The sequence below is a fragment of the Streptomyces fuscichromogenes genome, from assembly GCF_014645815.1.
Taxonomy (GTDB): domain Bacteria; phylum Actinomycetota; class Actinomycetes; order Streptomycetales; family Streptomycetaceae; genus Streptomyces; species Streptomyces fuscichromogenes.
This window is the reverse complement of record NZ_BMML01000002.1, coordinates 101,109-115,326: the sequence shown is the minus strand read 5'-3', so window position 1 is coordinate 115,326 and position 14,218 is coordinate 101,109. Positions and strand designations below refer to the sequence as shown.

12 protein-coding genes are annotated in these 14,218 nt (G+C 71.6%); 3 read left to right on the top strand and 9 right to left on the bottom strand.

All coding sequences use genetic code 11. The features are described 5' to 3' along the window. Positions 1-212 precede the first annotated feature (212 nt). Both IEZ11_RS04285 and glxA read left to right on the top strand, forming a co-directional pair. Positions 213-2,171: a glycosyltransferase family 2 protein gene (locus IEZ11_RS04285; RefSeq protein ID WP_189261214.1), complete on the top strand. Its 1,959-nt coding sequence runs from the start codon at positions 213-215 to the stop codon at positions 2,169-2,171. After that, on the top strand, positions 2,168-4,102 hold the full coding sequence (gene glxA / locus IEZ11_RS04280) for a radical copper oxidase GlxA (RefSeq protein WP_189261213.1): 1,935 nt from the start codon (positions 2,168-2,170) through the stop codon (positions 4,100-4,102). The genes IEZ11_RS04285 and glxA overlap by 4 nt, the downstream gene beginning before the upstream one ends. 45 nt (positions 4,103-4,147) lie before the next feature. Here glxA and IEZ11_RS04275 read toward each other — a convergent pair whose 3' ends face one another. From IEZ11_RS04275 to IEZ11_RS04240, 8 genes are all read right to left on the bottom strand, one after another. Continuing rightward, a complete protein-coding gene (locus IEZ11_RS04275) occupies positions 4,148-4,615 on the bottom strand; it encodes an AbfB domain-containing protein (RefSeq protein ID WP_189261212.1) in 468 nt (155 codons plus the stop codon). Positions 4,616-4,731: 116 nt separating this feature from the next. Continuing rightward, positions 4,732-5,766, bottom strand: a complete 1,035-nt coding sequence (locus IEZ11_RS04270; protein ID WP_189261211.1) for a glycoside hydrolase family 6 protein — start codon at positions 5,764-5,766, stop codon at positions 4,732-4,734. A 384-nt stretch (positions 5,767-6,150) separates the two neighbouring features. Continuing rightward, positions 6,151-6,822: a class F sortase gene (locus tag IEZ11_RS04265; RefSeq protein ID WP_189261210.1), complete on the bottom strand. Its 672-nt coding sequence runs from the start codon at positions 6,820-6,822 to the stop codon at positions 6,151-6,153. Between the two features lie 12 nt (positions 6,823-6,834). Further along, entirely contained in the window at positions 6,835-7,491 is a 657-nt protein-coding gene (locus IEZ11_RS04260; protein ID WP_189261209.1) for a hypothetical protein, read from the bottom strand. Positions 7,492-7,619: 128 nt separating this feature from the next. Further along, positions 7,620-8,399, bottom strand: coding sequence for an HAD-IIA family hydrolase (locus IEZ11_RS04255; RefSeq protein WP_189261208.1), 780 nt, complete (start codon positions 8,397-8,399; stop codon positions 7,620-7,622). 530 nt (positions 8,400-8,929) lie between these two features. Further along, positions 8,930-9,925 carry a hypothetical protein gene (locus IEZ11_RS52190; protein ID WP_189261207.1) on the bottom strand — a complete coding sequence of 332 codons (996 nt, stop codon included), beginning with the start codon at positions 9,923-9,925 and terminating at the stop codon, positions 8,930-8,932. A 205-nt stretch (positions 9,926-10,130) separates the two neighbouring features. Further along, positions 10,131-10,817, bottom strand: a complete 687-nt coding sequence (locus IEZ11_RS04245; protein ID WP_189261206.1) for a DUF4232 domain-containing protein — start codon at positions 10,815-10,817, stop codon at positions 10,131-10,133. 131 nt (positions 10,818-10,948) lie between these two features. Next, on the bottom strand, positions 10,949-11,866 hold the full coding sequence (locus IEZ11_RS04240) for an alpha/beta hydrolase (RefSeq protein ID WP_189261205.1): 918 nt from the start codon (positions 11,864-11,866) through the stop codon (positions 10,949-10,951). A gap of 235 nt (positions 11,867-12,101) precedes the next feature. On the opposite strand from IEZ11_RS04240, the gene IEZ11_RS04235 reads away from it, so the two are divergent. Further along, the gene (locus IEZ11_RS04235; protein WP_189261204.1) at positions 12,102-12,971 is read left to right on the top strand and encodes a helix-turn-helix domain-containing protein; all 870 of its coding nucleotides are present in this window, start codon (positions 12,102-12,104) and stop codon (positions 12,969-12,971) included. 35 nt (positions 12,972-13,006) lie between these two features. Here the strand turns inward: IEZ11_RS04235 and IEZ11_RS04230 are convergent, their stop codons facing one another. Beyond that, complete coding sequence (locus tag IEZ11_RS04230; RefSeq protein ID WP_229712801.1) at positions 13,007-14,062, bottom strand: ROK family transcriptional regulator; 1,056 nt, start codon at positions 14,060-14,062, stop codon at positions 13,007-13,009. Positions 14,063-14,218 lie beyond the last annotated feature (156 nt).

Here is a 14,218-nt window from a genome sequence, read left to right as displayed (position 1 = left end):
AGCACCGTAGAACCCTGGATGTCCAAAGTGCTGGTGTTTCGCGGCACTTGGGGGGTAGATAGCCGGTTGCCAGATCTGCGGGGTGAGGGGCCCCGATCAGGAATCGGTGCCGAGGGGGGCACCTTTTGACACGCCCGGCAGGGTCGAGGGGGATCCGAGCGGGCGGTCTGACCGATGAAACACGCGCTGATCTGCGTGTGGGGGGATGACTCATGACGTCGACGCCGATGGGCGCCCGGCAGGAACAGGAATACGACCCGTCACGGACCACACAACTCCGGATGCCCGCGCACCGCGCCACCGCCGGCGCCCTGGGCCGTATGAAGAAGACACTGCCCAGATACGACTACGAGCACTACAGCCGGCTCGCGGGCCCCCTCACCCAGCCCGAGCCGGGCAGGCCGTACCGGGTGCAGTACCGCTCGCTGCTCTCCCAGGAACCGCACCGCGTCCGGGCCGCGCTGATGCTGGGCGCGGCCCCGCTGCTCTCGCTGGTGCTGCTGGCCTGGCTGCTGCGGCCCGAGCACTGGACCCAGCGGGACTACCCGGCGTACGACTTCCTGCCGGCCCTCGACATCGTGATGCTGGTGTCGATCGGCCTCATCGAGTTCTTCCGCTGCATGAACGTGCTGTCCAACGCGCACGCCACCCTGGTCGCCCGCGATCCGGTCCCGGTGGTCCCGGAGACCGGCACCCGGGTCGCCTTCGTCACCACGTTCGTGCCCGGCAAGGAACCCCTCGACATGGTCACCCGGACCCTTCAGGCGGCGGTCCGGCTGCGCCACCGCGGACTGCTGCACGTCTGGCTGCTCGACGAGGGCGACGACCCGGAGGTGAAGGAGGTCTGTGCGCGCCTCGGCGTGCACCACTTCACCCGCAAGGGCGTCGAGCGGTGGAACCGCCCCAAGGGCCCGCACCGCGCGAGGACCAAGCACGGCAACTACAACGCCTGGCTGGAGGCGCACGGCGGCGACTACGACTTCTTCGCCTCCGTCGACACCGACCACGTGCCGCTGCCCAACTACCTGGAGCGGATGCTGGGTTACTTCCGCGACCCGGACGTCGGCTTCGTCATCGGCCCGCAGGTGTACGGCAACTACGACAACCCCGTCACCAAGGCCGCCGAGTCCCAGCAGTTCCTCTTCCACGCCCTGATCCAGCGGGCCGGCAACCGCTACGGCGCCCCCATGTTCGTCGGCACCTCCAACGCCGTACGGATCAGGGCGATCCAGCAGATCGGCGGCCTGTACGACTCGATCACCGAGGACATGGCGACCGGCTTCGAGATGCACCGCGCCAGGAACCCGGTGACGGGACGGAAATGGCGCTCGGTGTACACACCGGACGTGCTCGCGGTCGGCGAGGGCCCGAACGCCTGGACCGACTTCTTCACCCAGCAGCTGCGCTGGTCCCGGGGGACCTACGAGACGATCCTCAAGCAGTACTGGAAGGGCCTGTTCAGCCTGGGTCCCGGCAAGCTCTTCAACTACACCATGATGATCATCTTCTACCCGATGTCGGCCCTCAACTGGATCCTGGCCGCGCTGAGTTGCGCGCTCTTCCTGGGTCTGGGCGCCTCGGGCGTGAACATCGACCCCGCGGTGTGGCTGATGCTCTACGGCAACGCCTCCGCGCTCCAGATCGGCCTCTACGTCTGGAACCGCCGGCACAACGTGTCCCCGCACGAACCGGAGGGCTCCGGCGGGGTCGCCGGCATGATGATGTCGGCCCTGTCCGCGCCCCTCTACGCGCGCTCCCTCATGGACGCGGTGCTGCGCCGCAGGAGCAGGTTCGTCGTCACACCGAAGGGCGAGTCGGCCAGCCCCGACACGCTGTTCGGGACGTTCCGGATCCACTGGTTCTTCATCGTCGTCTTCGGCGGCTCGCTCGCCGCCGGCTTCGCCCAGGGCCACGCACAGCCCGCGATGCTCACCTGGGCCACGCTGGCGCTGCTGATCACGGCCGCGCCGATCCTCGCCTGGCGGTACACGCTGCGCAAGGAGCGCGCGGTGCCCGTGGCGGCGGCCGAGCCGGAGGACGCGGTGCCGGCGGGACACCCGCCCGCCGCACACGCACCCCAGCAGCGGCCGACCTGGGCGCCGCCCACCGGCAGCCCCGCGGAACAGACCCTGCGGATCGCGCTCGGCCGACCGGGGGGAGCCGAGGAATGAACGACAGCGCCGGCCGCCGCCGGGCTCGCCGGCTCGCGATCACCGCGGTGGTCGTGCTCGCCCTGGCCGGGATGAACGGGCCGTGGCTGTACCGCTTCGGGACCGAGCGGTACCACCAGTACAAGATCAACAGACCGGAGTACAAGGCCGCGAACGGCCACTGGGACATCATCGAGTTCCCGAAGGAGTACCGCCAGGACACCATCCACGCGGTGCTCCTGCACACCGGGAAGGTGCTGCTGGTCGCGGGCTCGGGCAACAACCAGGACAACTTCGACGCGAAGATCTACGACAGCCGGATCTGGGACCCGGTCAAGGGCACCGTCAAGAAGGTGCCCACCCCGGCCGACCTGTTCTGCACCGGGCACACCCAGCTCGCCGACGGCAACATCCTGATCGCGGGCGGCACCAAGCGGTACGAGAAGCTCAAGGGCGACGTCAAGAAGGCCGGCGGCGTCATGATCCTCTACAACGAGAACCCGGACAAACCGATGACGCTGCCGAAGGGTACCCGGTTCACCGGCAAGCGCAACGGCAGGACGTTCGTCTCCGACGACTCGGCGCTGATCCCGCGCGCGACCAAGGTCTTCGACAGGACCGGCAGGTTCCTGCGGAACAACCCCGGTTACGCGCGGGTCGTCGTGGAGGCGCCCGAGCAGGGCACCAAGTACGAGACCGGCACCCAGGACAACTACGGCATCGTGGGCCTGACCGGCGTCGACGCCCGCAACACCTACGGCATCGCCAACAAACTCGGCATGGACAAGCGGGACTTCGAGGGCATCAGGAACGCCTACGAGTTCGATCCGGTCGCCGAGAAGTACATCAAGGTCGACCCGATGAACGAGGCCCGCTGGTACCCGACGCTCACCACCCTGTCGGACGGCAAGGTGCTCAGCGTCTCGGGGCTCGACGACATCGGACAGCTGGTGCCCGGCAAGAACGAGGTCTTCGACCCGAGGACGAAGACCTGGACCTACACGAGGTACAAGCGCCAGTTCCCGACCTACCCCGCGCTGTTCCTGCTGCAGAACGGCAAGCTCTTCTACTCGGGGTCCAACGCCGGGTACGGGCCGGACGACGTGGGGCGCGACCCCGGGATCTGGGACGTCGACACCAACCGGTTCACCAGGCTGTCCGGGCTCAGCGACCCGAACATGCTGGAGACGTCCGGGACCGTGCTGCTGCCGCCCGCGCAGGACGAGAGGTACCTGGTGGTCGGCGGCGGCGGGGTCGGCGAGTCCGCGCTGTCCACGAACAGGACGCGGCTGATCGACCTGAAGGACCCCGACCCGAGGTTCACGGACGGGCCCTCGCTGGCGAAGGGGACCCGGTATCCGCAGATCTCGGTGCTGCCGGACGACTCCGTACTGGTGTCGGGCGGCTCCGAGGACTACCGGGGGCGCGGCGACTCCGACATCAAGGAGGCACGGATCTACGACACCGCCACCGACTCCTTCCGGAGGGTGGCCGATCCGCTGGTGGGCCGGAACTACCACTCCGGGTCCGTCCTGCTGCCGGACGGCCGGGTCATGTTCTTCGGCTCCAACCCGCTGTTCGCGGACAAGGCGAACACCAGGCCGGGGGTCTTCGAGCAGCGCATCGAGATCTACACGCCGCCCTACCTGTACCGCGACTCGCGTCCGACACTGAGCGGGGGGCCGCAGACCATCGCCCGGGGAGCCTCGGGGACGTTCACGTCCCCGCACGCGTCGGCCGTCAAGAAGGCACGCCTGATCCGTCCGAGCGCGACCACCCATGTGACGGACGTGGACCAGCGGTCGATCGCGCTGGACTTCAGGACGTCGGGGAACCGCATCACGGTGACCGTGCCGGAGAACCGGAACCTGGTTCCCTCGGGCTGGTACATGCTCTTCGTCGACGACGGCCGGGGGACGCCCAGCAAGGCGCAGTGGGTGAAGGTGCCCTAGCCGGTCCCGCGGTGCTGCCGGCCCGCGACGCCCGGGGCCGGCACGTCACCTGCCCTGGGCGAGTGGCGCGGCGATCCTGAAGCACGCGTCCTGGAGGTCGGCGGGGGTGCTGACCGGCTCGGCGAAGAGCTGGAAGTTCCGGTGCCGGAGAAAGCGGTCCGGGAACTTCACCGAGTGGAACGAGACCTGCTCCGGGTCGATCTCCGCTCTTTCCAGGACGAAGGTCGATTCCTCCAGGACCTCGGCCTTGACGGCGGCGTCGACGATCGCGGTGTAGAACTTGCCGTGCACGCGGAACCCGTCGAGCGGATCGATCCGCAGGTAGAAGCCCAGTGGCGCGACCGCCCGCTGCAGCTGTCCCGTTTCCCCGAAGTCCAGCTGGAGACCGCTCCACCCGAACGTGGCGTTACCACGGTCGATATCGGTTTCGATCTTGGCGATATCGACATCGCCGACCCGTTCGATGACGTAGAAGTCCGGGAAGTTGTTCGAAGACAGCGAAAGGTCAGGCATGGTGCCCCTTCTTCCGCGATGTGGGAGATGTGAGAACGGGAAGTGGCTCCCCTCGGCTCCATCATGCGCCCCACGGGGCGGAGCCGCATATCGGACACGGCCCCGCGCCGCACGCCTCAGGAGGTCGTCGCCCTCGCCAGGTCCAAGGCGTAGCCCGGCCACCAATTCCCCGCCTGCGGACCCCCCTTGCAGGTGCCGTCCGACTCTCCGGGGCGTTTGACCCACAGGTAGGCGTCCACCAGGGGGTCGGCGGTCTTCGTCGTCGGGGTCTCCCCCAGGGCCCGGCCCGGGGGATTGCACCAGCGTTCGTCCGGACTGCCGCCCGCGTAGGGGCCGTTGCCGTTTCTGCTGGTGTCGATGACGAAGTGCTTGCCGCCGACCTTCGCCGAGAGCTGCTTGCCGTAGGCGATGGAGTCCTGGGTGGAGTAGAAGTTGGAGACGTTGACCGCGAAGCCGTCGGCTTCGGTGACGCCCGCCTCCTGGAGGGGCTGGTAGATCTGGTCGGGGTGGCCCCAGCCGGCGTTGCCCGCGTCCAGGTAGACCTTCGTGTTCTTCAGGGACTTGAGTTTCGTGATCGCGCCGCGTAACAGGTCGTAGCGCTCCTCCGCGAACCGGGCCGGGGTGCAGCCGTCCACCAGGTGCAGTACCGCGTCCGGTTCCAGGACGACGGTGGCCGGGCGGTCCTGGATGCCGTGCGCGACCCCGTCGATCCACGCCCGGTACGCGTCGCCGTCGGCCGCGCCGCCCTGGCTGTACTGGCCGCAGTCGCGGTGCGGGATGTCGTAGAGGACCAGAAGGGCCGTACGGCCGGACTTCTGGGCGGCCTCGGTGAAGCCGCGTGCCTCCTGCTCCGGGTTCTCCGGGCCGATCCACTCGCCGGTCGGCTGTGCCGCTATCTTGCGGATCTGCTCGGCGTACCCGTCCTTCCCGGCCTTCGCGTAGGCCTTCACCTGACGGGCCGCGTTGGAGTCCGGGTTCACCCAGAACGGGTCGGCCTCCTTGGGCTGCTGGGTGATCGCCGCCCGTGGGCCGGCGGCCGGTTCGTCCCCGCCTCCGCCTCCGCCGCCGCCCGAGGAGCAGCCGGCGAGCAGCAGCGCCGCCCCCAGTGCCCCGGCCCGAGCCGCCGCGCGGGCCCCCCTGCTGTCGTACATCCAATTCCCCCCTGGGTGCACTTGGCCAGAGCCCAATCGTGACATACCCACCGTACTCGTCACGAGATCACCCAACTCTTGTCGGTGAGCTGTTACAGCCCTGGTTGACGGGCGAGTTGACGAGTCCGGGGAGGCTTGGCGAGCGCGAACCTAGGCCCGGGTGCCCGTTGCCCTCTAGAGTCGCTTGCGGGCGGCCCGGACCCCGGCCCGCCTTCCCAGCCTCCCGCGCCTGCCGCCGGGTTACTCCCGCAGCCCGAGCGCGCGCGGTCGAGGACCGGCCCGGTCGGCGGTCTCAGGGGAGCGGGCCGCCGACCGGGTGACAGGTGGGCGCACACACAGGTGGGCGCGGCACCGCGGGCCGGCGGTACCTCAGGCGGCGGTACCTCAGGCGGCGGTGCCGGTGAGGTACGCCGAGACGACCACGTTCGCGGTGTAGTTCCCGGTCGTCCGGTCGAAGGCGCCGCCGCAGGTGATCAGACGGAGCTCGGCGCGCCCCGACTCCCTTTCTCCATAGGCCTGTTGGGCGTCGAAGTGGTCGCGGGGCAGGACCCGGACGTCGTCCACGGTGAACTCGGCGACCGTATTGTCGGAGCGGACCACCCGGATCGTCTCACCGGGGCGCATCGCGCTGATCTTGTAGAAGACGGCGGGCCGGGTCTCGGTGTCGACGTGCCCGACCAGGACCGCGGTGCCGGCCGCGCCGGGGCCGGTCCCGGCGCCGTACCAGCCGACCACGCCGGGCTGGTCGAGGGGCGGCGGGTCGACACCGCCGTCCCGGTCGAGGCCGCGGGCGACCACGGGGGCCTGCACGCCCAGTTCCGGGATGTCGACGCGCTCGGGCACGGCCGAGGTCAACGGCTTGGCGGCGGGCGGGAGTTCGGGGTCCGTCGGCGGGCGCCCGACGGCGGCCATGTCACCCGTGGTGGGCGCCGTCATGCCGTCGGGCACCTCGGTCACCCCGCGGCCCCACAGCCACAGCCCGAGCAGCAGGATCGCCCAGGCCACCCCGGTCAGCAGCCGTCCGGTGCCGGGGGAACGTTCGGTGTCGTCGGCCATCTGGTCCCGTCCTCAGCGCGAGCCGCTTCCGCGGCGGGCGCCCAGCAGCCCGACGGCGACCGCGGCGAAAGCGGCGAGGACAAGGCCGGTCACCGCCTGCGCGGTGTCGGGACCGGTCGAGCGGGACTCCACCGAGGCGAGCGGAGCGGTGCCCCCGCCGCCGGCGTGCACGGGCGCGACCGGCGAGGCGGGCAGCACACCGGCCGCGTCCTGCCGGGACGACTGAGACGCCTGGAACGACTGGGCCGACTGAGCGGACTGGGCCGACTGGGCCGACTGGGCCGACTGGGCCGACGACCGCGGTACGACCGTGACGCTGCCGGTGACGGCGGAGCCGGCGCAGCTGACCCGCACGTCGTAGGTGCCGGCGCCGATCGCGGAGCGGACCTCGGCATCGCCGGTCAGGGCGCCGCCGGTGCCGCCGGTGCCGGCGAGACGGGCGTCCGAGGCGAAGGCCGTCGAGGTGGCGGTGCCGGTCGTACCGGAGCAGCCGCTCACCCGCAGCGCCACGACGGACCCGGCGGGCGGGGAAGCCGGGGTCACGGTGACGTCCTGGCCGTCCGCCGCACGGGCGGCCGCCGGGGAGAGGCCGGGGAGACCGGAGAGACCGGAGAGGCCGGCGGCACCGGCCAGCAGTCCGGTACAGAGAGTGAGGCGAATTGAGCCCATCGTGAACCTCCAGATATCTGGAGGCTCCCCCGCACCCGGCGCCCCCGCATCCTCGGGGGGCGCCTTCTTGCTCCGTACGGGTGGCGCCGGGTTTGGTGCCCGACGGCCGGAAGCGGTTCGGCGGCGGTTCAGATCCGGTCGACGAGGTCCGCGATCGAGTTCACGACCTCAGAGGGCCGGAAGGGGTGGCGGTCCACGTCGGCCGGCTGTGTGACGCCGGACAGCACCAGGAAGGTGCGCATCCCGGCCTCCAGACCGGCGAGGACGTCGGTGTCCATGCGGTCGCCGATCATCGCGGAGTTCTCCGAGTGGGCGCCGATGGCGTTGAGGCCGGCCCGCATCATCAGCGGGTTGGGCTTGCCGACGAAGTAGGGCTGCTTGCCGGTCGCGGCGGTGATCAGCGCGGCGACCGAGCCGGTGGCGGGCAGGTCGCCCTCGACGGACGGGCCGACGTTGTCGGGGTTGGTGGCGATGAACCGGGCGCCGCCGTTGATCAGCCGTACGGCCTTGGTCAGCGCCTCGAAGGAGTAGGTGCGGGTCTCGCCGAGGATGACGAAGTCGGGCTCGTGGTCGGTGAGGATGTACCCGATGTCGTGCAGCGCGGTGGTCAGGCCGGCCTCGCCGATGACGTAGGCGCTGCCGCCGGGGCGCTGGTCGTCCAGGAACTGCGCGGTGGCGAGCGCCGAGGTCCAGATGTTGTCCACCGGCACGTCCAGGCCCATTCGGCGCAGCCGTGCGTGCAGGTCACGGGCGGTGTAGATGGAGTTGTTGGTGAGCACCAGGAAGGGCCGACCGGACTCCCGCAGCTTCTTCAGGAAGGCGTCCGCTCCGGGGATCGGAACCCCCTCGTGGATGAGAACCCCGTCCATGTCGGTGAGCCACGACTCGATGGGCTTGCGCTCTGCCATGTGGTGCGTCTCCTGCGTGCGGGATGGCGTATGTGCCGTAAGTGCGGTCATGCGTCAGCTGGGGGGAGCGCCGGAACCACGGCGTACCGACGCCCCCAGCGTATGCGCTCCACGCTGGGGGCCGTACGGGGCCTCTGCGGCGCGGACGGGGCACGGGGCACGGGGCACGGAGTGAGCGGCACGGGGCGAGCGGCACCAGGTACTGCTGGCAGGGGCAGGGGCCGAGGGCAGACGGCAGCGGGCCGAGGAGAGACGGCAGGGGCAGCGGGCCGAGGGCAGACGGCAGCGGGCAGGAAACACCGCCGCGGCACGACTTGCGAGGTCCACGAGCTGCGCCGCCCGTACGCCCCCGCACGATCCGCCGCCCACGCGGCCCCGGGATCCGGCGACCCCATCGAGCCCGGCGACCCCGGGGAGCCCGGGGACCCCGGCGCGGTCGGGGAGCCCGGGGACCCCGTCGCGGTCGGCGACCCCGGCGAGCCCGGTGACCCGTCGCGGTCGGCGTGCGCGTCGCGGTCGGTGTGCGCGGGTCAGCGGCGTCGGCGTGCCAGCAGGTACGCGCCTGCTCCTACGGTGAGGAGGGTGACGGCGGCCGTGAACAGGCCGTGGGCCAGGCCGAGGCCGGTTCGGGCCAGTTCGCGGGCACGCTCGCCGGCCTCCCAGGCGCCCTCCGCGTCCCAGGCTCCTCGCGCGTCACCGGCCTCACCTGCTCCTCCGGCCCCTCCGGCCTCACCTGCTTCCTCGGCTTCCTCTGCTCCCTCGGCATCCTCGGCCTCGTCGGTGACGGGTCGGGCGCTGGTGTCGGGTGAGGGGGTGGGGGTGGGGGTGGCTCCGGGGCTGGCCCCAGGGCTGGTCCCTGGACTGGTGTCGGGGCTGTCTGGGCTGTCGGGGTTCTCGGGTGTCCGCGCGCCGTCGGAAGGGGCGGCGGGGGCGACGCCCGAGGGCAGCGGCGGTGGTTCGCCGGCGATGCCGAAACGGTAGTCGTTCGACTCCCCCACCCACTTCCCGTCCGCCCCCTGCCGCTGGACCACGGCCGCGTCGACGGTGACCCCGTTCCGTACGGCGTCGGAGGTGACCGCGAGTCTCACCTTGACCGAGACGGTAGCGCCGGGGGCCACGGTGAACCCCGGGAAGTCGGTCCCGTCGAACACGCCGACCAGCTCGGACTCGTCGGTCTGCGTCAGCGGGACCGGGCGGGTGGCCGGGCCGTCGTAGAACTCCAGCTCGGTCTGGGACGGCTTGAGGACCCGCTTGTCGTCGACGAGGACGACGACCGGGTGGATGTCGGTGCAGGTGCGGCGGGTGATGTTGGTGAGGTCGAGGTACCAGGTGCCGTAGCCGCCGCCTGGTTCGTAGGACGAGGGGCCGTCGTGGAGGCGGGTGGTGAGCGGGAAGCCCTGCTCGTCGGCGCCCGCGCAGGACGCCTCGGCGACGGCGGGGGCGGCCGTCGCCGGTGACGCGGGGGCGAGCAGCGCGGCTGCGGCGGCCAGGCAGAGGGACAGGGGCGTGCTCAGTCGCATGCGCATGGACAGGTGACTCTGCCGGGCGCGCACCGCGGCCGCCGGGCGCCACTCCGCGGGAGCGGACACACTCCGCCCGATCAGCCGTCCCCGTACCCGGTCCGGCGCCGCGGCCGCCGGGCTCGCCGCTCTGCCCCGCCCCCGCCGCCGCGACAGTGATCCCGTCTGCCTGCCGGAGGCACCCGACCGTGTGTACGGCCCGGCCCGGCCCTCAGCTGCCGACGGGACCGGTGTAGGTGCCGGGGTGCGTGGCGCCGTCCTGGAGCAGGACACTGCCGCCGGGCCAGGCCAGGGTGGTCGAGGTGGTCTCGTTGGGCGGGGTGACGACGACGGAGGTGGCCTTGAACTCGGTGCCGCTGCCCTGGTTCCACGGCAGGTAGGTGATGGTGAACGTCGCGCTGCCGCCGGCGGCCAGGGTGATCTTCTTGGGCGTGGCACTGCTGCGGGTCAGCGACCAGCTTCCCCCGGAGGACTTCAGGTCGACCCCGGGGAAGCCCTCGATGGTGCACGCGGCGGAGGTCTTGTTCTTCAGCACCACGGGAAGTTGCTGCTGGTCGTCCGAGCTGCTGATCTTGCCGTCGCCGGAGCCGAACGAGAAGCCCAGCCCGGCGGTGTGGCAGCGGCTCGTGCCGGTGCCGTCACCGCTGGTGCCCGTACCGCCGCCGGAGCCGCTGCCCGCGGCACTGCTGCCACTGCTTCCGGTGCCGCTGCCCGCGTCCTTGGTGGCACCCGCGTTCTCGGCCGTGGCGCCGCCGTCCGCAGCGGCCGAGGACGAGGACGTCGGTGCCGACGACTGCCCGCCCGAAGTGTCGTTGCCACTGCCGTTTCCGCAGGCGGTGAGCGCCAGGGCGAGCACTGAAGTGGCGGCCAGCGCGGTGGCGGAGTGGAGCAGGCGCATGATGGTGTTTCTCCGTTGCGTAGGCGCGCTGACGAGCGCGGTGTTGATCACCAGAGTAGGTGGAAAATCTCAACAGGCTTGTAATCAAGGAGTTCTGATGCAGCATCAGCGAGCAGGGGAGCCACCGCGCGTCACCCGGCCAGGTGCCTGCCGAAGAACTCGGTGAGCTTGGCCACGGCGGGGGTGACGTGTTCGTCCTTGTCGTACAGGTCGATATGGGTGGCACCGTCGATGACCACCAGTTCCCTGGGCTCGGCCGCCTGCTCGATCGCTTCCCGGCTGAAGTAGGCGCTCTCCGCCTCCGACCCGGCGATCATCAGCAGGGGGCGGGGCGAGATGAGCCGGATCATCGCGTACGAGTCGTACTGGGCGAGCTGGTCGACGCTGCGCAGCACCCATCCCTGGACCGCGCGGGGGTGGTGACCGCGCGGGGTGCGGTAGTACTCGAACGTCTCCCGGAACTGGCCGGTGGCGGTCCTCATCAGTTCCTCGGCGTTGTCGGGAATCCATGCCACCAGCTCCGGAGCCGCGCCGCGTGCCTCGGCGGTGCGCGCCGCCGCGGCCCGGTCGAGCATGCCCGTGAGGATCGCCGGGTCCTGGGTGCGGCCCAGCCCCTCACGGATCACCGAGCCCATGTCGACGGCGCTCACCGTGGCCACGCCCCTGATGCGGTGGTCGGTCTGTGCGGCGTAGGGGACGTAGCCGCCGGACGCGCAGATGCCCAGCGCCCCGATCCGGTCAGGGTCGATGTCGTCACGCGTGGTCAGGTAGGTCACGGCGGACCTGACATCCTCGGCGCGCTGGAAGGGGTTCTCCATCCCGCGCGGCTCGCCCTCGCTCTCGCCCTGACAGGCCGCGTCGAAGACGAGCGCGGCGAATCCCTCCCGGGCCAGGCGTTCGGCGTACACGCTCGGGCTCTGCTCCTTCACGCCGCCTCCCGGATGGGAGATGACGACGGCCGGCAGCCGGCCGTCGACATGGCCGTCGGGGGTGAAGAGGATCCCTGCGAGGGAGAGACCACTGCTGGGAAAGGTGACGCTGGTCTTCACGACCTGTTTCTCCTGGTACGGGTGGGGAAGTGCGGTGACCGCGGACGGCGCGGATCTTCCGGCCGGCTCTCCGGCGGCGCCTTCGGCCTCGGGGCGGCCCGTCCGCCGGCCATGCCACCGACACTCGCACGCGGTACACGGGCGGGTAAGGGGCTTGTCCTGTCCCCGGACAGCGCGGTCCTGGGACACGGCAGGCCCCCTGTCACAGGCCCGGCAGGCTGCAAGACTTCTGCCCATGAGCAGCAGCAGCGCCCACGACAGCGAACTGGGCGCCTTCCTGAGGGCGCGGCGCACCGAGCTGAGCCCGGCCGAGGTGGGGCTGACCGGTTCGGCCGGCAGACGCCGGGTCAAGGGCCTGCGCCGCGAGGAGGTGGCCTTGTTGGCGTCGATCAGCCCCGACTACTACACGCGCCTGGAGCAGGGCCGCCGTCAGGCCTCCGAACCGGTGCTGGACACCCTCGCGCGTGTCCTCAGGCTGGACGACGGTGAGCGTGCCTACCTGTTCGAACTGTCCGGTCGGGACGCGGCCTGGCCGCGTCGGCGCATCACGCAGAAGGTCCAGCCGCATCTACGGCGGCTGCTGGAGGACCTCTCCACCACGCCGGCCGTCGTCATGGGCCGCCGCACGGACATCCTCGCCTGGAACGCCATGGCGGCCGCCCTGTTCACGGACTTCGCGCGGATCCCGGAGAAGGACCGCAACTTCGTACGGCTGGTCTTCTGCGAACCGGCCATCAGAGCGCTGTATCCGAACTGGGATTGGGTGGCGCAGACGACCCTGGCGCAGCTGCGCATGGAGGCCGCCCGTGATCCGAAAGATCCGCGGCTGGCCGAACTGGTGGGCGAGTTGTCGCTCCAGGACCCCGACTTCCGGCGCTGGTGGGGCGCCCACCGCGTCGCCCCCCAGGAATCGGGCACGAAGACGCTGAACCATCCGGTGGCCGGCCCGCTCACCCTCGACTGGTCCTTCCTCACCTCGACCGACGACCCCGACCAGCAGCTCATCATCCTGACCGCCGAGCCCGGCACACTCAGCCACGACCGTCTGCGCATCCTCGCCTCATGGGCCGCGCCGGCCGCCGACCACCCGGCAGCGGACCGTTAGGGGCTCGTCCGCTTCCCGGGCCGGCCGAACGCCGGTCAGCCGTCCGCGCGACCGAACAGCGGGGCGAGGAGCAGTTGGGCGGCCCCCTCCGCGACCCCCCGGTCCCCGCCGGGGGCGACGCGGACGGGGATCGTCGTACCGAGGCCGCCCTCGCGCCGGGCGCGTTCGTCGAGGACGGCGGCGACCCCTCGTACGAAGGGCTCCGGCGCGGCCGCGATCGTGCGGCCGCCGAGCAGCACGAGGTCGATGTCGAGCAGGCCGGCCAGGTTCGAGGCACCGACGCCGAGGACCCGCGCCGCCTCGGCCACGTCGCCGCGGGCCACCGCCGCCAGGCACAGCGCCTCGATGCAGCCGCGGTCGCCGCAGTGGCAGGGCGGCCCGTCGAGCTGGACGACCTGGTGCCCGAACTCCCCGGCCCCGGTACGCGCCCCCCGGTGCACGGTGTCGCCGATCACCAGACCGGCACCCAGCCCCGTACCGAGAAGCAGACAGGCGAAGGACCCGCCCTCACCGCCGACGGCGAGCCCGAGGGCGGCCGCGTTGCTGTCCTTGTCGACGACGACCGGCACCCCGAGCCGCTCCGCGAGCGCGTCCCGCAGCGGGAAGCCGTCGTACTCGGGGAACCCGGTGACCCGGTGCAGCACCCCGTGGGTGTGGTCGAGCGGACCGGGTGCCCCGACCCCGACCCCGAGCAGGGTGTCGCCGCCGCGCTCGACCAGCTCCCCGGCCAGTTCCACGACCGCGCCGAGGACAGCCTCCGCCCCGGCGCCCAGGTCCACCTCCGCGTGCCGGGCCGCCACCACCGTGCCGTCGAGCTCGACGAGCACCGCACGCAGCTCGTCCCGGTCGAGCTGGATGCCCACCGCGTGCCCGGCGTCCGGCACCAGCCGCAGTACGGTGGCCGGCTTGCCGCCCGTGGACGCGCGCCGCCCGGCCTCCGCCGCGAGGCCCTCCTCCCGCAGCCTCGCGGTGATCTTGCTGACCGCCTGCGGGGTGAGCCCGGTCCGCTCGGCCAGTTCGAGCCTGCTGATGCCGCCCTCGCCCGCCGTGCGCAGCAGATCCAGCACCAGCGCGGTGTTGTGACTGCGCATGGCCGGCAGATTCGCCCCGGCCACACCCGGCCGTCCGCCCGATCCAACCGGTCCACCCGGTCCACCCGGTCCACCCGGTCCACCCGGTCCACCCGGTCCCACCGGTCCCACCGGTCCACCCCGTGCGCCCCGTCCGCTCCTCGTCGTGTTCACGGC

Bases quoted from the DNA above. Each gene is read 5' to 3' on its own strand.
- IEZ11_RS52190 (WP_189261207.1), bottom strand. From the start codon at position 9,925: ATGCGCATGCGACTGAGCACGCCCCTGTCCCTCTGCCTGGCCGCCGCA.
- IEZ11_RS04255 (WP_189261208.1), bottom strand. From the start codon at position 8,399: ATGGCAGAGCGCAAGCCCATCGAGTCGTGGCTCACCGACATGGACGGG.
- IEZ11_RS04245 (WP_189261206.1), bottom strand. From the start codon at position 10,817: ATGCGCCTGCTCCACTCCGCCACCGCGCTGGCCGCCACTTCAGTGCTC.
- IEZ11_RS04265 (WP_189261210.1), bottom strand. From the start codon at position 6,822: ATGGCCGACGACACCGAACGTTCCCCCGGCACCGGACGGCTGCTGACC.
- IEZ11_RS04285 (WP_189261214.1), top strand. From the start codon at position 213: ATGACGTCGACGCCGATGGGCGCCCGGCAGGAACAGGAATACGACCCG.
- glxA (WP_189261213.1), top strand. From the start codon at position 2,168: ATGAACGACAGCGCCGGCCGCCGCCGGGCTCGCCGGCTCGCGATCACC.
- IEZ11_RS04270 (WP_189261211.1), bottom strand. From the start codon at position 5,766: ATGTACGACAGCAGGGGGGCCCGCGCGGCGGCTCGGGCCGGGGCACTG.
- IEZ11_RS04260 (WP_189261209.1), bottom strand. From the start codon at position 7,491: ATGGGCTCAATTCGCCTCACTCTCTGTACCGGACTGCTGGCCGGTGCC.
- IEZ11_RS04230 (WP_229712801.1), bottom strand. From the start codon at position 14,062: ATGCGCAGTCACAACACCGCGCTGGTGCTGGATCTGCTGCGCACGGCG.
- IEZ11_RS04275 (WP_189261212.1), bottom strand. From the start codon at position 4,615: ATGCCTGACCTTTCGCTGTCTTCGAACAACTTCCCGGACTTCTACGTC.
- IEZ11_RS04235 (WP_189261204.1), top strand. From the start codon at position 12,102: ATGAGCAGCAGCAGCGCCCACGACAGCGAACTGGGCGCCTTCCTGAGG.